General features: G+C 33.7%; 25 protein-coding genes and 1 other RNA gene. 18 read left to right on the top strand and 8 right to left on the bottom strand.

The window, feature by feature from the left end; genetic code table 11:
* Positions 1-33: 33 nt before the first annotated feature.
* Positions 34-1,416, bottom strand: coding sequence for a phosphoglucosamine mutase (gene glmM, locus B4E59_RS12080; RefSeq protein ID WP_286495351.1), 1,383 nt, complete (start codon positions 1,414-1,416; stop codon positions 34-36).
* A 119-nt stretch (positions 1,417-1,535) separates the two neighbouring features.
* On the opposite strand from glmM, the gene B4E59_RS12075 reads away from it, so the two are divergent.
* Positions 1,536-1,850, top strand: a complete 315-nt coding sequence (locus tag B4E59_RS12075) for a GlsB/YeaQ/YmgE family stress response membrane protein (RefSeq protein ID WP_180905890.1) — start codon at positions 1,536-1,538, stop codon at positions 1,848-1,850.
* Between the two features lie 66 nt (positions 1,851-1,916).
* On the opposite strand, the gene B4E59_RS12070 is transcribed toward B4E59_RS12075, so the two are convergent.
* From B4E59_RS12070 to ffs, 4 genes are all read right to left on the bottom strand, one after another.
* Positions 1,917-2,483: an acetate uptake transporter gene (locus B4E59_RS12070; protein WP_286495352.1), complete on the bottom strand. Its 567-nt coding sequence runs from the start codon at positions 2,481-2,483 to the stop codon at positions 1,917-1,919.
* Positions 2,484-2,696: 213 nt separating this feature from the next.
* Entirely contained in the window at positions 2,697-4,541 is a 1,845-nt protein-coding gene (yidC, locus tag B4E59_RS12065; RefSeq protein WP_286495353.1) for a membrane protein insertase YidC, read from the bottom strand.
* Positions 4,519-6,171 (bottom strand): CTP synthase, encoded by a 1,653-nt coding sequence (gene pyrG, locus B4E59_RS12060; RefSeq protein WP_125349700.1) that lies wholly within the window; start codon positions 6,169-6,171, stop codon positions 4,519-4,521. Before pyrG ends, yidC begins: the two co-directional genes overlap by 23 nt.
* 81 nt (positions 6,172-6,252) lie before the next feature.
* Positions 6,253-6,351, bottom strand: an RNA gene (ffs, locus tag B4E59_RS12055) — signal recognition particle sRNA small type.
* Between the two features lie 229 nt (positions 6,352-6,580).
* Here ffs and B4E59_RS12050 point away from each other — a divergent pair.
* Genes B4E59_RS12050 through B4E59_RS12035 form a run of 4 tightly spaced genes read left to right on the top strand, consistent with a single transcriptional unit; the run spans position 6,581 to position 10,563 of the window.
* Positions 6,581-7,150, top strand: coding sequence for a DUF4199 family protein (locus B4E59_RS12050; RefSeq protein WP_114998993.1), 570 nt, complete (start codon positions 6,581-6,583; stop codon positions 7,148-7,150).
* Positions 7,151-7,153: 3 nt separating this feature from the next.
* Positions 7,154-8,116 (top strand): glycosyltransferase family 2 protein, encoded by a 963-nt coding sequence (locus tag B4E59_RS12045; RefSeq protein WP_114998995.1) that lies wholly within the window; start codon positions 7,154-7,156, stop codon positions 8,114-8,116.
* 17 nt (positions 8,117-8,133) lie between these two features.
* Entirely contained in the window at positions 8,134-8,838 is a 705-nt protein-coding gene (locus tag B4E59_RS12040; protein WP_291053199.1) for a GIN domain-containing protein, read from the top strand.
* A 9-nt stretch (positions 8,839-8,847) separates the two neighbouring features.
* Complete coding sequence (locus tag B4E59_RS12035) at positions 8,848-10,563, top strand: phospho-sugar mutase (protein WP_291053196.1); 1,716 nt, start codon at positions 8,848-8,850, stop codon at positions 10,561-10,563.
* Between the two features lie 82 nt (positions 10,564-10,645).
* Here the strand turns inward: B4E59_RS12035 and B4E59_RS12030 are convergent, their stop codons facing one another.
* The 3 genes from B4E59_RS12030 to B4E59_RS12020 all read right to left on the bottom strand — a co-directional run bounded on the left by B4E59_RS12030 (position 10,646) and on the right by B4E59_RS12020 (position 13,631).
* Positions 10,646-11,743 carry an inorganic phosphate transporter gene (locus tag B4E59_RS12030; RefSeq protein ID WP_038335433.1) on the bottom strand — a complete coding sequence of 366 codons (1,098 nt, stop codon included), beginning with the start codon at positions 11,741-11,743 and terminating at the stop codon, positions 10,646-10,648.
* 114 nt (positions 11,744-11,857) lie between these two features.
* Complete coding sequence (locus B4E59_RS12025) at positions 11,858-12,964, bottom strand: inorganic phosphate transporter (protein ID WP_260509517.1); 1,107 nt, start codon at positions 12,962-12,964, stop codon at positions 11,858-11,860.
* A gap of 22 nt (positions 12,965-12,986) precedes the next feature.
* Positions 12,987-13,631, bottom strand: a complete 645-nt coding sequence (locus B4E59_RS12020; protein WP_038335434.1) for a DUF47 domain-containing protein — start codon at positions 13,629-13,631, stop codon at positions 12,987-12,989.
* Positions 13,632-14,045: 414 nt separating this feature from the next.
* On the opposite strand from B4E59_RS12020, the gene rpsL reads away from it, so the two are divergent.
* The 13 genes from rpsL (at position 14,046) to rpmC (ending at position 22,099) form a co-directional block, all read left to right on the top strand.
* Positions 14,046-14,429 (top strand): 30S ribosomal protein S12, encoded by a 384-nt coding sequence (rpsL, locus tag B4E59_RS12015; protein WP_019974211.1) that lies wholly within the window; start codon positions 14,046-14,048, stop codon positions 14,427-14,429.
* A gap of 12 nt (positions 14,430-14,441) precedes the next feature.
* Positions 14,442-14,918 carry a 30S ribosomal protein S7 gene (gene rpsG, locus B4E59_RS12010; RefSeq protein WP_019974210.1) on the top strand — a complete coding sequence of 159 codons (477 nt, stop codon included), beginning with the start codon at positions 14,442-14,444 and terminating at the stop codon, positions 14,916-14,918.
* A gap of 6 nt (positions 14,919-14,924) precedes the next feature.
* Complete coding sequence (gene fusA / locus B4E59_RS12005) at positions 14,925-17,048, top strand: elongation factor G (RefSeq protein ID WP_219034156.1); 2,124 nt, start codon at positions 14,925-14,927, stop codon at positions 17,046-17,048.
* Positions 17,049-17,058: 10 nt separating this feature from the next.
* Positions 17,059-17,364, top strand: a complete 306-nt coding sequence (gene rpsJ / locus B4E59_RS12000; protein ID WP_019974208.1) for a 30S ribosomal protein S10 — start codon at positions 17,059-17,061, stop codon at positions 17,362-17,364.
* Between the two features lie 248 nt (positions 17,365-17,612).
* Positions 17,613-18,242, top strand: coding sequence for a 50S ribosomal protein L3 (gene rplC, locus B4E59_RS11995; RefSeq protein ID WP_038335606.1), 630 nt, complete (start codon positions 17,613-17,615; stop codon positions 18,240-18,242).
* On the top strand, positions 18,233-18,862 hold the full coding sequence (rplD, locus tag B4E59_RS11990; protein WP_038335460.1) for a 50S ribosomal protein L4: 630 nt from the start codon (positions 18,233-18,235) through the stop codon (positions 18,860-18,862). Before rplC ends, rplD begins: the two co-directional genes overlap by 10 nt.
* Before the next feature lie 10 nt (positions 18,863-18,872).
* On the top strand, positions 18,873-19,157 hold the full coding sequence (gene rplW / locus B4E59_RS11985; RefSeq protein ID WP_038335466.1) for a 50S ribosomal protein L23: 285 nt from the start codon (positions 18,873-18,875) through the stop codon (positions 19,155-19,157).
* 15 nt (positions 19,158-19,172) lie between these two features.
* The gene (rplB, locus tag B4E59_RS11980; protein WP_038335472.1) at positions 19,173-19,997 is read left to right on the top strand and encodes a 50S ribosomal protein L2; all 825 of its coding nucleotides are present in this window, start codon (positions 19,173-19,175) and stop codon (positions 19,995-19,997) included.
* Positions 19,998-20,000: 3 nt separating this feature from the next.
* Positions 20,001-20,279, top strand: coding sequence for a 30S ribosomal protein S19 (gene rpsS / locus B4E59_RS11975; RefSeq protein WP_019974202.1), 279 nt, complete (start codon positions 20,001-20,003; stop codon positions 20,277-20,279).
* A 9-nt stretch (positions 20,280-20,288) separates the two neighbouring features.
* Complete coding sequence (rplV, locus tag B4E59_RS11970; RefSeq protein WP_019974201.1) at positions 20,289-20,705, top strand: 50S ribosomal protein L22; 417 nt, start codon at positions 20,289-20,291, stop codon at positions 20,703-20,705.
* Between the two features lie 4 nt (positions 20,706-20,709).
* Positions 20,710-21,432, top strand: a complete 723-nt coding sequence (rpsC, locus tag B4E59_RS11965; RefSeq protein WP_019974200.1) for a 30S ribosomal protein S3 — start codon at positions 20,710-20,712, stop codon at positions 21,430-21,432.
* A gap of 36 nt (positions 21,433-21,468) precedes the next feature.
* The gene (gene rplP, locus B4E59_RS11960) at positions 21,469-21,888 is read left to right on the top strand and encodes a 50S ribosomal protein L16 (protein ID WP_038335490.1); all 420 of its coding nucleotides are present in this window, start codon (positions 21,469-21,471) and stop codon (positions 21,886-21,888) included.
* Positions 21,889-21,910: 22 nt separating this feature from the next.
* Positions 21,911-22,099, top strand: a complete 189-nt coding sequence (gene rpmC, locus B4E59_RS11955; RefSeq protein WP_038335494.1) for a 50S ribosomal protein L29 — start codon at positions 21,911-21,913, stop codon at positions 22,097-22,099.
* Positions 22,100-22,110: the final 11 nt, after the last annotated feature.

The following is a 22,110-nucleotide window of genomic DNA, read 5'->3' as shown; positions in this document are numbered from 1 at the left end:
TGCACATTTGTTAAACAATTAAAATAGATTGTTTTAGATGATATTTTTTATGCTTTCGATCATTTTATCAGCTAATTTATTTGCATTTTCTTCTGAGGTACTTTCAGTATAAATACGAATAATTGGCTCTGTGTTTGATTTTCTTAAATGAACCCATTCTGTAGGGAAATCAATTTTAACTCCATCAACCGTATTGATTTCTTCGTTTTTGTAAACTTCCTGAATTTTAACTAACAATTCGTCAACATTGATTTCTGGTGTTAATTCGATTTTCTTTTTCGCCATAAAATATGCTGGATAAGAAGCTCTCAATTCTGAAACTGATTTATCTTGTTCAGCTAAATATGTCAAGAATAAAGCAATTCCTACTAAAGAATCGCGCCCGTAGTGTAATTCTGGATAAATAATACCACCGTTTCCTTCTCCACCAATTTTAGCATCAACGTTTTTCATTTCAACTACAACATTTACTTCTCCAACTGCTGATGGTGAATATTTTTGACCATATTTTTCAGAAATATCGCGTAATGCACGAGAAGAAGATAAGTTAGAAACTGTTGCTGAAGGCGTTTTTGACAATACATAATCTGCGACTGCAACTAATGTGTATTCTTCTCCAAACATTTCACCTTTCTCATCGATAATTGCTAAACGGTCAACATCTGGATCTACCACAATTCCGAAATCAGCTTGTTCGTCGATTACTTTTTTACAGATATCACCTAAATGTTCTTTTAAAGGCTCTGGATTATGAGGAAAATGTCCGTTTGGCTCGCAATACATATCGTAATGAATTACACCTAAACGTTGTAATAACTTAGGAATTGCAATTCCTCCAGTTGAATTTACTGCGTCAATCGCAACTTTGAAATTTTTCTCTTGAATCGCTTTTGCATTCACTAATGGCAAAGCCAAAATTTTCTCGATATGTAAATCAATTGCATCATCAAAAGTTTCATAAGAACCTAAATCATCAACTTTAGCAAATGTATAATCATCTTTATCTGCGAAAGCTAAAATTTGCGCACCATCTGTTGCAGAAACAAATTCTCCTTTTGCATTCAATAATTTCAACGCATTCCATTCTTTTGGATTGTGAGAAGCAGTTAAAATAATTCCTCCATCTGCATGTAAATGTGTCACCATAACTTCTACAGTTGGAGTAGTAGATAAACCTAAATCGACAACATTAATTCCTAATCCTTGTAAAGTTGAACAAACTAATTGAGAAACCATTTGTCCAGAAATACGAGCGTCACGACCTACAATTACTTTATATTCTGATTGATTTGATTGATTCTTAAGCCAAGTTCCGTAAGCAGCTGCGAATTTTACAGCGTCTATAGGAGTTAAATTATCTCCCGGTTTTCCTCCGATTGTTCCACGAAAACCTGAAATAGATTTGATTAGAGACATAAATTTTATTTTATAGTGTTACAAATTTACAAATTACAAAAACTTTTCTTATCTTTTTGGAACGATTTTAGTTAAGATTTACTTAACAATTTTTAAAACCATAAAAAATACTATTAATTATGATGACAACTTCATTTATTATGTTAGGTATTACCGGAGTTTGGAGCTTTTTGGTATACTTAGTGTTCGGTTTAATTTGTGCTGGAATTGCTAAAGCAATAATGCCAGGTAAAGATCCGGGAGGATTTTGGGTAACTGCACTTATAGGTATTGTTGGTGCATATTTAGGAGCTTATATGCGTACAATTTTAGGAATTTCTCATGATGGAGAAGTGAGTTTTTTCAGTCCGTTGGATTGGATTTTTTCAATTTTAGGATCATTAATTTTATTATTTATCTGGAAAAAATTATTAGCACCAATGTTTAATAAATAATTCATTTCAATTATAAAAAAAATCCTTTATCAGTCTCTGATAAAGGATTTTTTTTATTCATATTATTTATAAAGGAAGAATTGCTTTTTCGTATTTCTGATTAATCATAATTGCAGAAGCTTCGTAAAAAGCAATAAATCCGCAGATGATTCCTGTCCAACCAGCAAAATGTAAAATACTTTGACTTCCTGTAAAGTTACCTGCTGCTAATAACAAGAATAATAAGGTTAACGAACCAAATAATAATTTTCCGACCAAATTACCTTTTAATGTTTGTAAAAAGTTGATTAATGTAAATAATCCCCACATTCCTAAATAACATCCCATTGCATTTCCGTCCGGTTTTTCTACGCCAAACATCGGTGCTAACCATATAAATACAAGTGTTAACCAAAAAGCACCATAAGACATGAATGCAATACTACCAAAGTTGTTTCCTTTTTTCCATTCCATAACGCCAGCCACAAATTGTGCTCCACCTCCAAAGAAAACACCCATTCCCATAATCATACTATTAACAGGAAAAAAGCCTGCATTGTGTATATTTAATAAAACAGTTGTCATTGCAAAACCAAATAATCCTAAAGGTCCAGGGTTTGCTGTTTGGTCTTTAATCGAGTAAATATTATTCATGTTATTTATTATTTTTAGACAATAATAATCTGAAAATAATAAATAAAAAAGAATTTATTCATAAAAAGTGTGTAACGTACACTACAAAAGTATTTTAAATGAATAAATTATTGATATTTAATAAATTGGTTACTAAAATTTTTATTGTCTTAAATAAATAAAAAAATCCGTTAATTATTATTAACGGATTTTTGAATTTGAAATATAATGTGATTATTTCTTTTTGTTCTTTTGTTGTTGCTCTTGCATTTCTTGAGCTTGTTTCATCATTTCTTGCATTTTCGAAGCAAACTTACCTGTTTTTTTAGGTTTCGTTTTATTTGTTTCGATGATTTGATGAATCTTCGCTTCGTGAATCATATATTTCTTAATATATAACACGATGAAAATATTAATCGCATTGGATACTAAATAATACCAAGATAAACCTGAAGCGTAATTGTTAAGGAATACAAAGAAGAAAACTGGCATTACATACATCATGTATTTCATGAATTGCATGTTTGGCATTCCTTCTTGTTGTGGCATTTGGAAGTTATCCATAGATCCAGAAACTTTAAAATAAATCATCATTGCAACAATGTATAATAAAGCGAATACACTTAAGTGACCATTAAGGAATGGAACCCATTCTGGTAATTTGATTAAATCATCGAATGCTGTTAAATCATCTACGAACCAGAAAGGAACACCTCTCAAGTCGATTAAGTTCGGGAAGAAACGGAATAACGCATAGAAAATAGGAATTTGTAATAATGCTGGTAAACATCCTGCTAATGGATTGATTCCTGCATTACGATAAATTGCCATTGTTTCTTGTTGCTTCTTCATCGCATCTTTTGGATCCTTGTATTTTTCGTTGATTTCATTCAACTCTGGACGAACAACTTTCATCAATGCAGATTGACGGTATTGTTTGTACATAATTGGAGATAAAATCAATTTTACAACGATTGTCATCAAGAAGATTACCCATCCTAAAGGAATACTCATTGCTGCCAACCATTTAAATACATTCAAGAAGAAATATTTATTCAACCAACCAAATAATCCCCAACCAAAGTCAATTAAGTTTTGGAATCCTTTGTCGTTATAATCTTTCAACATTTTATAATCCAATGGAATAAAATCCCATGTGAATTTTGTATTGATTTCATTATTTTTTAACTCTAATTTTGAGTTTAAGTGATAGTGTTTACTATAAGTTAAATCCTCTTTATCAGAGTTTTTAGAACCACCTTTTGTTGTTTTAAACCCTTCATCATTTGATAAAACTGTTGCGAAGAATTGTTGTTTGTTGGCTACCCAAGAAATAGCTTCCTCTTCTTCCCATTCGTCAGAACCAAATAATTCGTATTCGATGTCTTTGTTTCCTTTGAACTGAAAATAAGTATGTGACCAATATTTTTCTTGATCTTTCCCTTTTTCAGTACTGAAACCATCCATTGTCCACGCTAAATCTACATTTTTATCAGAAGTGATGTTAGATAAACCTTGCGTTTTAACTTCGAAATCGATACCATAAGAATCGCCTAATGTATAGATGTATTGAATTTGACTATTTTGCGCATTTGCTGTAAACGTCACAATTGTATTGTTCGCATTTTTCTGTACTTGAGGTACAAAAACTAAATCCGAAACATTAAGAACAGCTCCTTGTTTTGTTTTGAATGATAAATTGAACTTACTTGATCCATCTTTTATCAAATGTAAAGGATCTTTGTGTCCATCTTTTTTGTCATTGTAAGCTGTATATCCAACGATTTGTACGTCAGAAATTTGAGCTCCTTTTGGCGAAAAAGTAACTTTTAGTTTATCATTACTAATTTCAACATCTTTTGCTAATGTAGGATCTACAGTTTGAAAAGCTTGTGTTGTAGCTGTTTTATTTAATTGTTCCTGTTTTTTTGCTTGCTCTTGCTTTTGAACTAATTCTTTTTTCTGAGCTTCGACCTCCGCTTCCGAAGGTTTGTTTAGAAAATAGAATACGCCAAAAAGAATTGCAATTAAAATAAAACCAATCGTTTGGTTAAAATCAAATTTTTTCTCTTGTTGCATTTAATAAATCATTTTGTTTATTCAATAAAGAAGCTTCGATAAAACTTATAAATAAAGGATGTGGCGAAGCAACTGTACTTTTATATTCCGGATGGAATTGTACACCTATATAATATGGGTGTTGATTATGTTCTAAAATTTCTACTAATTCTGTTTCAGGGTTTTTACCAACTGGAATAAAATTGTTTTCAACAAATTCATCGTAAAAATCATTGTTGAATTCATATCTATGACGATGACGTTCTAAGATTTCGGTTGTGTTGTAAATTTTCTCAATTTTTGAATTTGGAGTTAATTCACATTTCCAATTTCCTAAACGCATTGTTCCTCCTTTGTCCGATACATCTTTTTGATCTTCCATCAAACTGATAACTGGATAAGGCGTTGTTAAATCCATTTCTGCTGAATCTGCTTTTTCGTAACCTAAAACGTTACGCGCAAATTCAATTGCCATAATTTGCATTCCCAAACAAATTCCTAATGTTGGAATATTATTTCTTCGTGCATAATTTGCAGCAATTATTTTACCTAAAATACCACGATCTCCAAAACCTGGTGCAATCAAAATTCCCGAAACGCCTTTCAACTGCTCTCCAACATTGTCTTCTGTAATATCACCAGAATATACCCAACGAACTTTTACATTCGTTTCGCAAGTTGCAGCAGCATGTGTAAATGCTTCTGTAATTGATTTATAAGAATCGTGTAACGAAACGTATTTACCAACTAAAGCAATTTCTATTTCGTTTTTAGGATTTTTATGATTTGATAAGAATTTGTTCCAAACTGTAAAATCTGGTTCTTGATCAGTTGGCAAATCTAAGCCTTTTAAAACAACTTCGTCAAAATTTTGTTTATGTAATAAGAATGGAACCTCATAAATTGTGTCTGCATCCATACTTTCGATTACATTTTCTTTGCGAACATTACAGAATAAAGCCAATTTAGCTTTTACATCTTTTGGTAAATGACGCTCCGTACGTGTAACTAAAACATTGGCATGAATACCATTTTCCATTAATGTACGAACAGAATGTTGAGTAGGTTTTGTTTTTAATTCACCCGCAGCAGCTAAATAAGGGACTAATGTTAAGTGAATAACAGAAGAATTATGTTCTCCTAATTCCCAAGTTAACTGACGGATAGATTCGATATAAGGTAAAGACTCAATATCTCCAACCGTACCTCCAATTTCAGTAATGATGATATCATAATCACCTGTATTACCTAATAATTTGATACGACGTTTTATTTCGTTTGTGATATGAGGAACAACTTGAACTGTTTTTCCTAAATAATCTCCACGACGTTCTTTTTCTATAACTGTTTGATAAATACGACCTGTAGTAACTGAGTTAGCACGAGACGTTGCACGGTTCAAGAAACGCTCATAATGTCCTAAATCTAAATCGGTCTCTGCACCGTCTTCCGTAACGTAACATTCTCCATGCTCGTAAGGATTAAGTGTTCCTGGGTCTACATTTATATAGGGATCCAATTTCTGAATTGTTACTCTATATCCTCTTGCTTCTAGTAGCATTCCTAATGATGATGCTACGATTCCTTTTCCTAACGACGATGTTACTCCTCCGGTAACGAAAATGTACTTTGGTGCTTTGTTTGTTTCCATTGAATCTTTAAATCAATGGTTGCAAATTTACGAATAAATAATGGGGTAAAAAAAAGTGGGAGTGAAATTTAGAAAAATAAAAATAGGCAAGCGATCTACATCACACCGCTACGACCGTATACCTTTGCTACGTTCCCGTCCTGGAGGATTCAACAGGAGCTGGTTGTGTAGGACTTGCCTGATGCAAAGGTAAGAAAGTTTTGTAAAAATAAAAGTGTTTATTGAAAAAACTTTCTTGTTGCTTAGGTCTGATTGAATTAATAGATTGATTTACAAATAAAAATTAGAACTAAAAAAGTAATTGATATTGTATAAAATAATTGAAGAAAAGAATTTATGAAGATAAATTCCTTTTTAAATCATACAATTTAATAGAGAAAGAATTACGAGATATAATTATCTTTGCAGAATGATTAGTTTTAATAAAATTTTCAAAAACTCTTTGGTGCTTACAGCAATTACATTAGCATTGTTTTTCGCGCTTTACTTTTATTTTTCTTTAAACGGAACAGTTTCTGTAAAAGATTATTACACTTACAGCTTCATGATTTGCTGTTTTATTGTATTACCTTTGTATGCATTATATTGTTTTTTAATAATTTTCAATTTATCGAAAAATAAAGCAAAAAATCATCAAACTTCAGAAGAATTAATGACTTTCAAAGAAGGTTTTAAAGTTGGTTTCTACACGATTTTCTTTGCAGGAATCATGAGTTTGATTGTTATTTTTGTATTCTTCAATACTTATGGAGAATGGGCACAAGATAGTTTGAAACAAGGGTTATTAGATACTTTTACGTCTAATATGTCTGATCCAAAAGTCGCAAAAGATATCGAAACATTTAGAAATTCGGATGATTATAAAACACTTAATTTATTTACTGTGAAAAACTTCTTCGGATTATCCTCAATTTTCTTATCTTTCTACATCGCAATTGCAGCGATGTTTTCACAATTCTTAAAAAAACGTGTTTTTTAACATATGGATATTTCAGTTGTTGTTCCTTTACTGAACGAACAAGATTCCTTAGAGGAATTATTCTACAGAATCAAAAAAGTCTGTGAACAGAATGATTTTACATTCGAAGTTATTTTCGTTGATGACGGGAGTACAGATGATTCGTGGCAAATTATAGAGTATATTGCCAACTTCAATACAGAAGTGAAAGGAATTAAATTCCGTAAAAATTATGGTAAGTCTCCAGCACTTAGCGCGGCTTTTAAAGAAGTGAAAGGTGATGTTGTGATTACTATGGATGCAGATTTACAAGATTTTCCTGAGGAAATACCGTCGTTATACAAAATGCTGAAAAACCAAAAAGCAGATATTGTTTCGGGTTGGAAAGAAAATCGTCAAGATAATAAATTGACAAAAAATCTTCCTTCGAAATTATTCAATGGTGTAGCACGTAAAACCTCTGGTGTAAAATTGCACGATTTTAACTGTGGTTTGAAAGCTTATCGTTGGGAAGTAACGCAAAATATCGAATTGTATGGTGATATGCACCGTTATATTCCTGTTTTAGCGAAAAATGCGGGATATTCGAAAATTATTGAGAAAAAAGTAAAACATCAAGCGCGTAAATATGGTGTTTCAAAATTTGGAGCAAATCGTTTTGTAAATGGTTTCTTGGATTTGATTACACTTTTCTTTGCGTCAAGGTTTGGGAATAAACCAATGCATATTTTCGGTTTATTGGGTACATTGATGTTTATTTTAGGGTTTTTCGCTTCATTTTATTTAGGAATCGAGAAATTATATAAAGTTTATATTTCCCATACACCAGCCAGATTAATCACAGATAGTCCTTATTTTTATATTTCGTTAGTTTTTATGATTTTAGGAACGCAATTATTTTTGGCGGGATTTTTGGGCGAGTTAATTGTTCGTAATAATCGCGAAAAACAATTGTATTTAGTTCAAAAAGAATTGAATTTAAACTAATTAAATAACCAACTGCTATGAAGAAAATATTTTTATTAGGATTTTTAGGTTTAGTTGCAACTTCGTGTTCATCATCAATTGATGGAGAAGGTGCTGCAACGGCTCAAAAAGAATATACAGCTGATAATATCAAAGATTTGAGCGTTTCGTGTAATTGTAATGTTATTTTAGTTCCGGGGAATAAATCTGGAGTTAAAGTAGAATCGCATCAAAATATTATTGACAATTTAGAAGTTGAAGCAAAAAATAATGCGGTTACAATCAAAGAAAAATCAAATGTAGACCATTATAGCGCCTACGATTTGTACGTTTATGTGACACGAGATTTAGAAAAGATTGATGTAAATAAACAAACTTCTTTGACTACTTCTGGAACATTGAATGTCGATAAATTGACAATGAATGCGAAGGATCAAGCAAGAATTAATCAAACTTTTTTGATTACAAACAACTTTGATTTGAAAGCAGATGATCAATCTAATATTATGTTAGAAGGAACTGCTGGAACTATGAAAGTGAAAGCTTATGGCGAAGCACAATTGAATTTATTCAAATACGAGGTCAATGAAGCTAATTTTACGACTGATGATAACGCTTTATTAGACATCAATGCACGCCAAACCTTATATGGTTCTGCAAAAGGAAACTCAATTGTAAATTTTATGGGCGATCCTAATAAGGATACAAAAATTGCCGACCGCGCCCAAGTATTAAAAAAATAAAAGATAAGAATGACTTCAAGTTTAGATAATGCTAAATTATGGCTTTCTGACGCTTATGATGCGGAAACAAGAAAAGCTGTTCAAGATTTAATTGATAATAATCCAACCGAATTAGACGATTCTTTTTATAAAAACCTTGAGTTTGGAACAGGAGGAATGCGTGGTATAATGGGTGTTGGAACAAATCGTTTAAACAAATATACACTTGGTGCAGCGACGCAAGGTTTAGCAAATTATATCAATCAACAATTTCTGAATAAAGAGAAAAAAGTTGCGATTGCGTACGATGTTCGTCACAATTCGGATACGTTTGCAAAAATGGTTACCGATGTTTTGACTGCGAATGGAATCAACGTTTATTTGTTTGAATCTTTTCGCCCAACGCCAGAATTGTCTTTTACAGTTCGTCATTTAGGTTGTGATGCTGGAATTGTGTTGACAGCTTCCCACAATCCTCCGATTTACAATGGTTACAAAGTTTATTGGAATGATGGAGCGCAAATTGTTCCGCCACAAGATGGAGAAATTATTAATGAAGTAAATAATGTAAAAGTAGAAGAAATCAAATTTCAAGGTAACGATGCATTGTTAACGTATATAGGTAAAGAAATTGATGAAGCTTTTATTGATGCATGTGTAGCGAACGGAAGTTTTACACAAGATGGTAAGGAAGATATAAAAATTGTTTTTACTTCTATTCACGGAACTGCCGTTGCAATTACGCCAAAAGCTTTTGATAAAGCTGGTTTTACTCAAGTTCATCAAGTTGCTGAACAAGCAATTCCAAGTGGAGATTTCCCAACAGTAAAATCGCCAAATCCAGAAGAACCAGAGGCTTTGACTATGGCAGTTACTTTAGCGAATGAAATTGGTGCTGATGTTGTGATTGGAACAGATCCTGATGCGGATCGTGTAGGTGTTGCAACGCGTAACAATGAAGGTGAAATTGTTTTATTAAATGGTAACCAAATGAATACTGTTTTGGCTTATTATTTATTAGAAAAATGGCAAAAATCGGGGAAATTAGTTGGAAATGAATTTATCGGATCGACAATCGTAACGTCTGATATTTTCTATGATATTGCTGCGAAATTCAATGTTGATTGTAAAGTAGGATTAACAGGTTTCAAATGGATTGCTGATATGATTCGCAAATTCGAAGGCAAAGAAAGTTTTGTTGGAGGAGGAGAAGAATCATTCGGATTTATGGTTGGAGACTTTATCCGTGATAAAGATTCTGTTACAACAGCTTTATTGGTTTCTGAAATTGCTGCTGTACAAAAAGCAAAAGGAAGTTCTCTGTACAATAAATTAATGGAAATCTATCTTGAAATCGGAAAAGCATATCAAGAAGATTTAATTAGTATTGTAAAACCTGGAAAAGAAGGTGCAGAGTTAATTGCTAAAATGATGGTTGAATTTAGATCAAATCCTCCAAAAGAATTAGCAGGATCTAAAGTTGTTCGTGTAAAAGATTTTCAATCTTCTATCGACAAAGATTTAATTTCTGGTGAAGAAAAAGCGATTGAGATACCAAAGTCAAATGTATTGATTTTCTATACAGAGGATGGAAGTAAAGTAGCTTGTCGTCCTTCTGGAACAGAACCAAAGATTAAATATTATTTCTCTGTAAATGCTTCACTTTCTAACAAAGAAGATTATCCAGCTGTTCAACAAACGTTGTTAGCGAAAATCGATTTATTGAAAGAAGATTTTAGCAAATAATCATTCAAGAATAAATATTAAAATAAATAGAAAATGGCCGTCAATTTTGACAGCCATTTTTTATATGATTAAATTTTTAATGTTAGAAAAACATCGAAAATAGATAATAAAATCCTGTTGCAATAAGTGCAGAAACTGGAATTGTCAAAATCCAAGCCCATAATAAACTAATTGTAACTCCCCAACGAACGGCAGAAACTCTTTTTACCATTCCAACACCAATAATAGATCCTGTGATCACGTGAGTTGTAGAAACTGGCATTTTGATATGTTCAGTAAAAAATAATGTAATAGCTGAAGCTGTTTGAGCAGTGAAACCTTCGATAGGAGTAATTTTTGTAATTTTATTTCCCATCGTTTTTAGGATTTTCATTCCGCCACCTAAAGTTCCTAAAGCAATTGCAGAGAAACACATAATCGGAACCCAATCGTGAATATCAGTACTACTTGTTGTGATGAACCAATGCTTCCAATTGAAAACATCATTCAAAATCCAATCATTCATATCCGTATTAACAATTGCAGTTTGATTAGCAAGTAAAGCAAACGTGATCACTCCCATTACTTTTTGAGAATCATTCAAACCATGACCAATACTCAACATCGCAGAAGAAACTAATTGCAATTTCTTGAACCAAGCATCTGCTTTATGTGGTTTTGCATTTCGACAAAGATTCAGCGTGATGATGTAAATAACATTACCAGCGACTAAACCAATAATTGGTGCAACCAAAATAAAAGCGATAATCGTTAAGATAATCGTACTGTTAATAGCAGAAAAATCATAACCTGTTGCAGCTAATGCACCTCCAGCTAAACCACCAATCAAGGTGTGAGATGAAGAGGAAGGGATTCCTAATTTCCAAGTTAAAATATTCCAAGTGATTGCTGCAGAAAGCGCCGCCATAACAACGATAGATGGATTGGATCCAAATGCGACGACAACATCTTCTTTAATAATTTTTGCGATTGTGTCTGCAACTCCAAATTCTCCAATGATAAATTTGGCAATGAAGAAAGCAACAAAATTGAAGAATGCAGCCCATATAACGGCTTGAATAGGAGTTAAAACCTTTGTAGTAACAACCGTTGCAATAGAGTTTGCGGCATCGTGAAAACCATTTAAGAAATCAAATAAAATGGCTAAGCCGATAATGATAAATAATACAGTTAATTGCATGGCGCAAATTTAAAACTTTATTAAACTTATCATTTATCAATTTCGAAAATTATTTCAAAAATAAAAAAGGAGCTAATAAAAGCTCCTAAATATTAATGATATTGATTGTTATTTTTAAACAAATAATGTTACGATGTAGTAGATTAATGCAGCTAATAATGCAGAGACTGGGATAGTAAGAACCCACGCCCAAAGTAAACTGATTGTAACTCCCCAACGAACTGCAGATACACGTTTCGTTAAACCTACACCAATAATAGAACCTGTAATTGTATGCGTTGTAGAAACTGGAATTCCGAAATGCTCAGAAATATAAAGCGTCATTGCTCCAGAAGTTTCAGCAACTACACCTTCCAATGGCGTTACTTTTGTAATTTTAGAACCCATCGTTTTGATGATTTTCCATCCACCACCCATTGTACCTAATGCGATAACAACAAACGATGTAATAGGAACCCACATCCAATGCGCTACGAAATACTGGAATTTATCTTCTGCTTGTACATAAGCCGGATCAAAATCGACATTAATGTGATAAAAGATAACCGCTGCTCCAATAATACCCATTACTTTTTGCGCATCATTCATACCATGTCCTAAAGAGAAAAGAGCAGAAGAAACTAATTGTAATTTCTTGAACCACCATTCTGCTTTTGCAGGTTTGGCTCTTTTGCAAATATGAAGCGTGATTATGGTTAATATCGAGGCGATAATCATACCAATTAATGGTGCTAATACGATAAAGCAAATAATTGGAATTACTTTTTTGTAAACAATTACATCTTCTCCACCAGCAGAAAAACCACCGGCGTGAGCTAATGCAGCTCCAATGAAACCACCAATTAATGTATGAGAAGAAGAAGAAGGAATACCAAACTTCCATGTTAATAAGTTCCAAGAAATTGCAGCGATAATTCCAGCTAAAATAACTTCTAGTGTAATAAAATGCTCGTTAATCGACTTTGCAATAGTGTTACCAATCTTAAATTCTCCAATCCAATAAACTGAAATAAAGTAAGCAGCAAAGTTGAATGCGGCAGCCCAAAGTACAGCTTGAAAAGGCGTTAAAACCTTAGTTGCAACAATTGTAGCAATTGAGTTTGCGGCGTCGTGAAAACCATTAATATAATCAAAAACAAAAGCTAAGACGATAATAGTAATCAATAACATTCCTGGCGTAGACGATAACATGCTCGAAAACGCTGAAAAAAAATCTGTCATAATCTTTTAGATTAAGTTTTGGTTATGAATGTTTTACCGCTACAGCTTCCAATACGTTAGCAACACTTTTACACTTGTCTGTTGCAGATTCTAATGAAGATAAAACCTCCTTATACTTGATGATATTTTTAACATCAGTTTCGTTTTCGAAAATTTCCTGAACTGCTTTATCAAAAATACGATCCGATTTATTTTCTAATTTATTGATTCGTTCACATATTTCGTAAATACGATTTACGTTTCTCAAATCTTTCAATTGCTCAATTCCCTCTCCGATTAATTGACAAGCCTCTAAGTTAACAGCTGTAATTTTGCGGATAGATTTTGTAATTTTATCTACTTGATAAATATTGATACGATTCGCTGCTCCATTTAAATTATCTGCAACATAATCGATAGATTTTACTAATTGATAAATATCTTCTCTGTCAAAAGGTGTGATAAAGTTTTTGCTTAACTCTAAATTTGTTTTTTGAGTAAGATATTCAATTTTGCTTTCTATCTTAGAAATTTGCGCGATGTAATCTTCGCGTTCTTCAACTGGAGCGTTTACACATTCATGTAACAATTCAGCTAATTTGATTAAACTTTTTGAAGCTTCCTCGAACAAAGGATAGAATACTTTATCCTTCGGAGTAAATAATTTAAAAAATGAGTTTACCGACATTCAATAATGTTTTGAAGTGCAAAATTAATTTTTCTAATGTAAAATTAACATTAAATAAATATTATGCGAACGTTTTTATTAAAATATATCGATAATTATATGATATTCAGATTAATTAAAAATACGAAAAGTTATTAGCTTAGAGAAAAATAATATAGGATAAAGTTTTAATAAATTTTGTTGTCAATAGATGTAGATAAGATACTATCACTTATCAAAAATTAGGTTTATTGATAATTTACTTGTTTTGTTATTCTTGAATTAAAATTCTGTAAAATATAGTTTATAATTCTTTAAAAAATTATAAATCAATGTAAAATAAATCCATTATTATTTGTTTTTGTATAAATTATTTGTAGTTTTGCATGCCCAAAAAATGGGTTTAATCCAAATTTAAAAGGAAATTTAATTAGTATGCCAACAATTCAACAATTAGTTAGAAAAGGTAGAAAAAAACTAACCAAGAAGAGTAAATCGGCTGCATTGGAATCATGTCCACAACGCCGCGGTGTTTGTACACGTGTTTACACTACAACTCCTAAGAAACCTAACTCAGCAATGCGTAAAGTTGCTCGTGTTAGATTAACAAACGGGAAAGAAGTTAACGCGTACATCGGTGGTGAAGGTCATAATCTTCAAGAGCACTCGATAGTATTGGTTAGAGGAGGTAGAGTTAAAGATTTACCAGGTGTGCGTTACCACATTGTACGTGGAGCGTTAGATACTGCGGGAGTAAACGGACGTACTCAACGTAGAAGTAAGTATGGAGCGAAACGTCCTAAAGATGCTAAAAAATAAATTTAAGGTAAGATGAGAAAGACAAGAGCTAAAAAAAGACCTTTACTTCCAGATCCTAAATTTAATGATCAGTTAGTAACTCGTTTCGTAAACAACTTAATGTACGACGGAAAAAAATCTGTAGCATTCAAAATTTTCTATGATGCGTTAGAAATCGTAGATTCTCGTAAAGAAGATGCAGAAAAAACTTCATTAGACATTTGGAAAGAAGCATTATCTAATGTAATGCCTCACGTAGAAGTACGTTCTCGCCGTGTTGGTGGAGCTACATTCCAAATTCCAATGGAAATTCGTCCAGACCGTAAAATTTCAACAGCAATGAAATGGTTAATCAAATATTCTCGTAACAGAAACGAGAAATCGATGGCTCAAAAATTAGCTGGAGAAATTATTGCAGCTGCTAAAGAGGAAGGATCTGCCGTTAAAAAACGTCAAGATACTCACAAAATGGCAGAAGCTAACAAAGCATTCTCTCACTTTAGATTCTAATACAAGATGGCAAGAGATTTAAAATACACAAGAAACATTGGTATTGCTGCTCACATCGATGCAGGAAAAACTACAACGACAGAGCGTATCTTATTCTATTCAGGTAAGAATCACAAAATTGGAGAAACTCACGAAGGATCAGCTACAACTGACTGGATGGAGCAAGAAGCTGAAAGAGGTATTACAATTACTTCTGCAGCTGTAACAGTAGATTGGACATTCCCAACAGAACAAGGTAAACCATTACCAGACGCTAAAGGGTACCACTTTAATATTATCGACACTCCTGGTCACGTTGACTTTACAGTAGAGGTAAACCGTTCTTTACGTGTTTTAGATGGTTTAGTTTTCTTATTCTCAGCAGTAGATGGAGTTGAACCTCAATCTGAAACAAACTGGCGTTTAGCAGATAACTATAAAGTTCCTCGTTTAGGTTTCGTTAACAAAATGGACCGTCAAGGAGCTGACTTCTTAAATGTATGTCGTCAAGTACGTGAAATGTTAGGGTCAAATGCTGTTCCTATTGTATTACCAATCGGTGACGAAGCAGACTTTAAAGGAGTTGTAGATTTAATTAAAAACCGTGCAATTGTATGGCATGATGAGAATCATGGTTCTACATTTGATGTTGTTGAAATCCCAGCTGATATGGTTGACGATGTAAGACAATTCCGTGGTCAATTAATTGAAGAAGTAGCTGCGTATGACGAGAACTTATTAGAGAAGTACATGGAGGACGAAAACTCTATTACTGAAGAAGAAGTTCACGCTGCATTACGTGCTGCAACATTAGATATGTCTATCATCCCAATGACTTGTGGATCTTCGTTCAAAAACAAAGGTGTACAATTCATGTTAGATGCTGTATGTCGTTACTTACCATCACCAAGTGATAAAGAAGCGATCCCAGGAACTGACCCAAAAACTGACGAGCCTATCTCAAGAAAACCTTCAGTTGATGAGCCATTCGCAGCATTAGCATTCAAAATTGCTACTGACCCATTCGTAGGTCGTTTAGCATTCTTCCGTGCTTATTCAGGTGGATTAGACGCTGGATCTTACGTATTAAATACTCGTTCTGGTAACAAAGAACGTATTTCTCGTATCTTCCAAATGCACGCTAACAAACAAGAGCCTATCGAGAGAATCGAAGCAGGTGATATTGGAGCTGCAGTAGGTTTCAAAGATATCAAAACAGGAGATACTTTATGTGATGAAAAAGCCCCTATCGTATTAGAGTCTATGGACTTCCCAGATCCAGTAATTGGTATCGCAGTTGAGCCTAAAACGAAAGCTGACGTTGATAAATTAGGTATGGCTTTAGCTAAATTAGCTGAAGAAGATCCAACATTCCAAGTAAAAACTGATGAGGCTTCTGGTCAAACAGTTATTTCTGGTATGGGTGAGTTACACTTAGATATCATCGTTGACCGTTTAAAACGTGAATTTAAAGTAGAGGTTAACCAAGGTGAGCCTCAAGTAGAGTACAAAGAATCATTCTCTCGTCCAGCTAATCACCGTGAGGTTTACAAAAAACAATCAGGTGGTCGTGGTAAATTTGCTGATATCGTTTTCGAAATGGGACCAGCAGATGAAGGAAAAGTAGGTTTAGAATTCGTTTCAGAAATTAAAGGTGGTAACGTTCCTAAAGAATTTATCCCTTCTATTGAGAAAGGTTTTAAAGCTGCAATGAAGAATGGACCTTTAGCAGGATTCGAAATGGATTCGTTAAAAGTTACTTTAAAAGATGGATCTTTCCACCCTGTGGATTCTGACCAATTATCTTTCGAGTTAGCTGCTCAAATGGGTTACAAAGCTGCTGCAAAAGCCGCTGGTGCTCAAATCTTAGAGCCTATCATGAAGTTAGAGGTTTTAACTCCAGAAGAAAACATGGGTGATATTGTAGGTGACTTAAACCGTCGTCGTGGTCAAGTATCAGGAATGGATGATAGAAATAACGCTAAAGTTATTAAAGCTATGGTTCCATTAGCAGAAATGTTCGGATATGTAACTTCATTACGTACATTATCTTCTGGTCGTGCTACATCTACAATGGAATTCGATCACTACGCTCCAGCACCAACAAACGTGTCTGAAGCTGTAATCGCTAAAGCAAAAGGTAACGCTTAATTCAAGAAAAATGAGTCAAAAAATTAGAATAAAATTAAAATCTTACGATTATTCTTTAGTTGATAAATCAGCTGAAAAAATCGTAAAAACTGTAAAAGCTACAGGAGCTGTTGTTAATGGACCAATTCCATTACCAACTCACAAAAGAATCTTTACAGTTTTAAGATCTCCACACGTTAACAAAAAATCTCGCGAGCAATTTCAATTATCAGCTCACAAAAGATTATTAGACATTTATTCTTCTTCATCTAAAACAGTTGATGCTTTAATGAAGTTAGAATTACCTAGTGGTGTTGAAGTAGAAATTAAAGTATAGTTAGCTGTATTTTAAATAAATATAAACCCTGAGACGTGCACATCTCAGGGTTTTTTTATGAATTGCTATTAAGAATGCTTTGATTGATATTTTTCGCTGTTTGTAAACTTTTGAAAAATAATCAATTGAAAGTTTGTTGTTTACAAATTAATTCATACATTTGCATGCTAATTTTAGAGAAGATCTCTAGTGGTCGAAAGTCCACATTCTCTGAAATATTAAACAAATTATTAACATATTTTAATCAAATGTCAGGTATCATTGGTAAAAAAATCGCGATGACTAGCTTATTTGATGAGAACGGGAAAAATATTCCTGTGACAATCGTAGAGGCTGGGCCATGTGTGGTTACTCAAGTCAGAACCGTAGAGAAAGATGGGTACGTTGCTGCTCAACTTGGTTTCGATGACGCAAAAGAAAAAAACACGACTAATGCTTTAAAAGGTCACTTTAAAAAAGCAGGAACGACTCCAAAGAGAAAGTTAGTTGAGTTTTACGGTGAAGAATTCGTGAACTCTTTAACTCTAGGAGGAGAAGTTAACGTTGAATTATTCAACGAAGGAGAATTTGTAAGTATTACAGGTACTTCAAAAGGAAAAGGTTTCCAAGGTGTTGTTAAACGTCATGGTTTCGGTGGGGTAGGTCAAGCTACACACGGTCAACATAACCGTTTAAGAGCTCCAGGTTCTATCGGTGCTGGTTCAGATCCATCTCGTGTATTCAAAGGAATGCGTATGGCTGGAAGAATGGGTGGTAAACAAGTTACTGTTCAGAACTTAAAAGTACTTAAAGTGGATACTGAGAAAAATCTTTTAATTGTTAAAGGTGCTATCCCAGGTCCTAAAAATTCATACGTAATCGTTAGAAGATGGAAGTAGTAGTATTAAACATCAAAGGTCAAGAAACTGGAAGAACAGTATCTTTAGACGAGGCAGTTTTCGGAATTGAGCCTTCTACACACACAGTGTACTTAGAAGTTAAACAATATTTAGCAGCTCAACGCCAAGGAACGCACAAAGCAAAAGAAAGAGCTGAGATTGCGGGATCAACTCGTAAAATCAAAAAGCAAAAAGGAACAGGTACAGCTCGTGCTGGTTCTATCAAATCTCCAGTGTTTAGAGGAGGAGGTAGAGTTTTCGGACCACGTCCAAGAAACTACTCTTTCAAATTAAACAAAGCACAAAAGAGATTAGCTAAAAAATCAGTTTTATCACAAAAGTTAGCTGAGAATGAAATCAAAGTTGTTGAAAACTTTTCTTTCGAAGCTCCAAGAACTAAAGAGTTCAAAACTGTTTTAACTGATTTAGGATTAGAGAACACAAAATCATTATTCGTATTAGGTGAATCTAATAGCAATGTATATTTATCTTCTCGTAACTTACAAAAAGTTAAAGTTGTTACAACTGAGGAATTAAATGTATTTGATTTAATCAATGCTTCTCAAATCGTATTTTTAGAAGGTTCTTTAGCAACAGTTCAAGAAAATTTAACAAAATAAGACGAAGAAAATGGGAATCATAATTAAACCAGTAATTTCAGAAAAAGCAACTAATAACAGTGAGTTGTTAGGGCAATATTCGTTTTATGTAGACACAAAAGCTAACAAAATTCAAATTAAAGAAGCTGTAGAAAAAACTTACGGTGTATCTGTAGTTTCTGTTAGTACTTTAGTATCTGCTCCAAAAGTAAAAACTCGTTACACAAAAACAGGTTTTCAAACTGGAAAAACAAATAAGTTGAAAAAAGCGATCGTTAGCTTAGCTGAAGGTCAAGAAATAGAGTTGTTCGGATAATTTAAGAATTAAAAAATGTCAGTAAGAAAATTAAAACCTATCACCCCGGGACAACGTTTTAGAGTGGTTAATGAATTTGCGGCAGTAGATAAAAATGCTAAGCCAGAAAAGACATTAGTTGAAGGAAAATCTAAATCGGGTGGACGTAACAACACTGGTAAAATGACAATGCGTTATATCGGTGGTGGACACAAACAAAAATATCGTATCATCGACTTCAAACGTGATAAAGAAGGTGCTGCAACTGTAGAATCTGTACAATACGATCCAAACAGAACTGCATTCATCGCTTTATTATCTTACGAAGATGGTGAAAAACGTTACATTATTGCTCAAAATGGTTTGAAAGCTGGACAAGTAATTGTTTCAGGTGAAAACGTAGAACCAGAAGTAGGTAATGCTATGAAGCTTAAAAATATGCCATTAGGTACAGTAATCTCTTGTATTGAATTACGTCCAGGGCAAGGAGCAGTTATGGCAAGAAGTGCAGGTACTTATGCTCAATTAGTTGCGCGTGATGGTAAATATGCTATCGTTAAGTTACCAAGTGGTGAATCAAGAATGATTTTAGTGGAGTGTAAAGCAACAGTAGGTGTTGTTTCTAACACAGACCATCAGTTAGAAGTTTCTGGTAAAGCTGGTCGTTCTAGATGGCAAGGTCGTCGTCCAAGAACTCGTCCAATGGTTATGAACCCTGTAGATCACCCAATGGGTGGTGGTGAAGGTCGTGCGACAGGAGGTATCCCTCGTTCTCGTAACGGTATTCCAGCGAAAGGTTACAAAACTCGTGACAAGAAGAAAGCGTCTAACAAATATATTGTTGAAAGAAGAAAAAAATAATTTATGGCACGTTCATTAAAAAAAGGACCATTCATCCACTATAAATTAGAAAAGAAAGTTCTTGCTAACGTAGAAAGCGGTAGCAAAAACGTGATCAAAACATGGTCAAGAGCATCAATGATTTCTCCTGATTTTGTTGGTCAAACAATCGCAGTACACAACGGAAAGCAATTTATTCCTGTTTATGTTACTGAGAATATGGTAGGTCATAAATTAGGTGAGTTCGCTCCTACACGTACTTTTAGAGGTCATGCCGGAGCTAAAAACAAAGGAAAAAAATAGTAAAGGGCCATGGGATCTAGAAAAAGATTAAGTAACGAAAGAATCAAAGAAGCTAACAAGCAGGTAGCTTTTGCGAAATTAAATAATGTTCCTACTTCTCCTCGTAAGATGAGATTAGTAGTAGATATTATCCGTGGAGTTGAAATTCAAAAAGCTTTAGGTATTTTAAAATATACTAAAAACCACGCTTCAATCCGTTTAGAGAAATTGTTATTAAGCGCTATCGCTAACTGGCAAATCAAAAATGAAGGAGCTGATGTTGAAGAAGCTGGATTATATGTTAAAGAAATCTCTGTTGATAGTGCACGTCAATTAAAAAGAATTCGTACTGCACCTCAAGGTAGAGCACATAGAATCAGAAAACGTTCAAACCATGTAACTTTGGTTTTAGGAACTAAAGAAGATAAACAAAAAGTACAAGATTAAGAATATGGGACAAAAAACTAATCCAATCGGAAATCGTTTAGGAATCATCAGAGGATGGGATTCTAACTGGTACGGTGGAAATGATTACGGTGATAAAATTGCAGAAGATGCAAAAATTCGTACTTATTTAAGAGCACGTTTGTCTAAAGCCGGAGTTTCTCGTATTTACATCGATCGTACTTTAAAATTAGTTACAGTAACTGTAACTACTGCTCGTCCAGGTATCATTATTGGTAAAGGTGGACAAGAAGTTGACAAATTAAAAGAAGAGTTAAAGAAAATCACTGGTAAAGAGGTTCAAATTAACATCTTCGAAATTAAGAGACCAGAATTAGATGCAATCTTAGTAGGGGATAGTATCGCTCGTCAAATTGAGAATCGTATTTCTTACCGTCGTGCTATTAAAATGGCAATTCAATCAGCAATGAGAATGAACGCAGAAGGAATCAAAGTTCAAATCTCTGGTCGTTTAAACGGTGCAGAGATGGCACGTTCTGAAACTTATAAAGATGGACGTATTCCTTTGTCTACATTCCGTGCAGACATTGATTACCACATTTCAGAAGCTCATACAACTTATGGTCGTTTAGGGATCAAAGTATGGATCATGAAAGGTGAGGTATATGGTAAGAGAGAATTATCTCCTTTAGTTGGATTACAGAAAAAACAAAAAAAGTCTGACAACAACAGAAAGGGAGGTGAAAGATCTAATAATAGAAAGCGATAATTTAGTTTAACAACTAACATAAAGAATTAAGTAGATATGTTATCACCGAGAAGAGTAAAGTTTAGAAAAACCCAAAAAGGTAAGATGAAAGGTGTTTCTCACAGAGGAACTCAATTAGCTTACGGGACTTTCGGGATCAAATCTTTAGACGAAGCGTTTATTACAGCACGTCAAATCGAGGCAGCTCGTATTGCTGCAACTCGTTTCATGAAGAGAGAGGGTCAATTATGGATTAAAATATTTCCAGATAAACCAATTACTAAGAAACCAGCAGAGGTACGTATGGGTAAAGGTAAAGGTGCACCAGAATATTGGGTAGCTCCTGTACAACCAGGTCGTATCTTATTCGAAGTAGGAGGTGTGCCAGTAGAGGTTGCAACTGAAGCATTGCGTTTAGCAGCTCAGAAGTTACCTGTTAAGACTAAGTTTATCGTTGCACGTGATTTCCAAAATTAATAATTTCAAAAATTAAGAAAAAATGAAAGCAGCAGATATTAGAAATCTAAGTGTTGAGGAGTTACAAGCTAAAATAGCTGAAGAACAAGCGAACTACGATCAATTAAAATTGACAAACGCTGTTTCTCCTGTAGCAAATCCAATCGGTATTAGAGACTTACGCAGAACAATTGCTCGTTTGAATACCGTGTTAAACGAAAAACAATCATAACAGTAATCTGT

The sequence above is a fragment of the Empedobacter sp. UBA2044 genome (assembly GCF_002333005.1).
In the GTDB taxonomy this organism is placed as follows: domain Bacteria; phylum Bacteroidota; class Bacteroidia; order Flavobacteriales; family Weeksellaceae; genus Empedobacter; species Empedobacter falsenii_B.
Note: the sequence above shows the minus strand (reverse complement) of the source record. Positions and strands in the feature narration are given on the sequence as shown.

Excerpts from the sequence above, each read along its gene's own strand:
- glmM (WP_286495351.1), bottom strand. The coding sequence starts at position 1,416 with ATGTCTCTAATCAAATCTATTTCAGGTTTTCGTGGAACAATCGGAGGA.
- B4E59_RS12075 (WP_180905890.1), top strand. The coding sequence starts at position 1,536 with ATGATGACAACTTCATTTATTATGTTAGGTATTACCGGAGTTTGGAGC.
- B4E59_RS12070 (WP_286495352.1), bottom strand. The coding sequence starts at position 2,483 with ATGAATAATATTTACTCGATTAAAGACCAAACAGCAAACCCTGGACCT.
- yidC (WP_286495353.1), bottom strand. The coding sequence starts at position 4,541 with ATGCAACAAGAGAAAAAATTTGATTTTAACCAAACGATTGGTTTTATT.
- pyrG (WP_125349700.1), bottom strand. The coding sequence starts at position 6,171 with ATGGAAACAAACAAAGCACCAAAGTACATTTTCGTTACCGGAGGAGTA.
- B4E59_RS12050 (WP_114998993.1), top strand. The coding sequence starts at position 6,581 with ATGATTAGTTTTAATAAAATTTTCAAAAACTCTTTGGTGCTTACAGCA.
- B4E59_RS12045 (WP_114998995.1), top strand. The coding sequence starts at position 7,154 with ATGGATATTTCAGTTGTTGTTCCTTTACTGAACGAACAAGATTCCTTA.
- B4E59_RS12040 (WP_291053199.1), top strand. The coding sequence starts at position 8,134 with ATGAAGAAAATATTTTTATTAGGATTTTTAGGTTTAGTTGCAACTTCG.
- B4E59_RS12035 (WP_291053196.1), top strand. The coding sequence starts at position 8,848 with ATGACTTCAAGTTTAGATAATGCTAAATTATGGCTTTCTGACGCTTAT.
- B4E59_RS12030 (WP_038335433.1), bottom strand. The coding sequence starts at position 11,743 with ATGCAATTAACTGTATTATTTATCATTATCGGCTTAGCCATTTTATTT.
- B4E59_RS12025 (WP_260509517.1), bottom strand. The coding sequence starts at position 12,964 with ATGACAGATTTTTTTTCAGCGTTTTCGAGCATGTTATCGTCTACGCCA.
- B4E59_RS12020 (WP_038335434.1), bottom strand. The coding sequence starts at position 13,631 with ATGTCGGTAAACTCATTTTTTAAATTATTTACTCCGAAGGATAAAGTA.
- rpsL (WP_019974211.1), top strand. The coding sequence starts at position 14,046 with ATGCCAACAATTCAACAATTAGTTAGAAAAGGTAGAAAAAAACTAACC.
- rpsG (WP_019974210.1), top strand. The coding sequence starts at position 14,442 with ATGAGAAAGACAAGAGCTAAAAAAAGACCTTTACTTCCAGATCCTAAA.
- fusA (WP_219034156.1), top strand. The coding sequence starts at position 14,925 with ATGGCAAGAGATTTAAAATACACAAGAAACATTGGTATTGCTGCTCAC.
- rpsJ (WP_019974208.1), top strand. The coding sequence starts at position 17,059 with ATGAGTCAAAAAATTAGAATAAAATTAAAATCTTACGATTATTCTTTA.
- rplC (WP_038335606.1), top strand. The coding sequence starts at position 17,613 with ATGTCAGGTATCATTGGTAAAAAAATCGCGATGACTAGCTTATTTGAT.
- rplD (WP_038335460.1), top strand. The coding sequence starts at position 18,233 with ATGGAAGTAGTAGTATTAAACATCAAAGGTCAAGAAACTGGAAGAACA.
- rplW (WP_038335466.1), top strand. The coding sequence starts at position 18,873 with ATGGGAATCATAATTAAACCAGTAATTTCAGAAAAAGCAACTAATAAC.
- rplB (WP_038335472.1), top strand. The coding sequence starts at position 19,173 with ATGTCAGTAAGAAAATTAAAACCTATCACCCCGGGACAACGTTTTAGA.
- rpsS (WP_019974202.1), top strand. The coding sequence starts at position 20,001 with ATGGCACGTTCATTAAAAAAAGGACCATTCATCCACTATAAATTAGAA.
- rplV (WP_019974201.1), top strand. The coding sequence starts at position 20,289 with ATGGGATCTAGAAAAAGATTAAGTAACGAAAGAATCAAAGAAGCTAAC.
- rpsC (WP_019974200.1), top strand. The coding sequence starts at position 20,710 with ATGGGACAAAAAACTAATCCAATCGGAAATCGTTTAGGAATCATCAGA.
- rplP (WP_038335490.1), top strand. The coding sequence starts at position 21,469 with ATGTTATCACCGAGAAGAGTAAAGTTTAGAAAAACCCAAAAAGGTAAG.
- rpmC (WP_038335494.1), top strand. The coding sequence starts at position 21,911 with ATGAAAGCAGCAGATATTAGAAATCTAAGTGTTGAGGAGTTACAAGCT.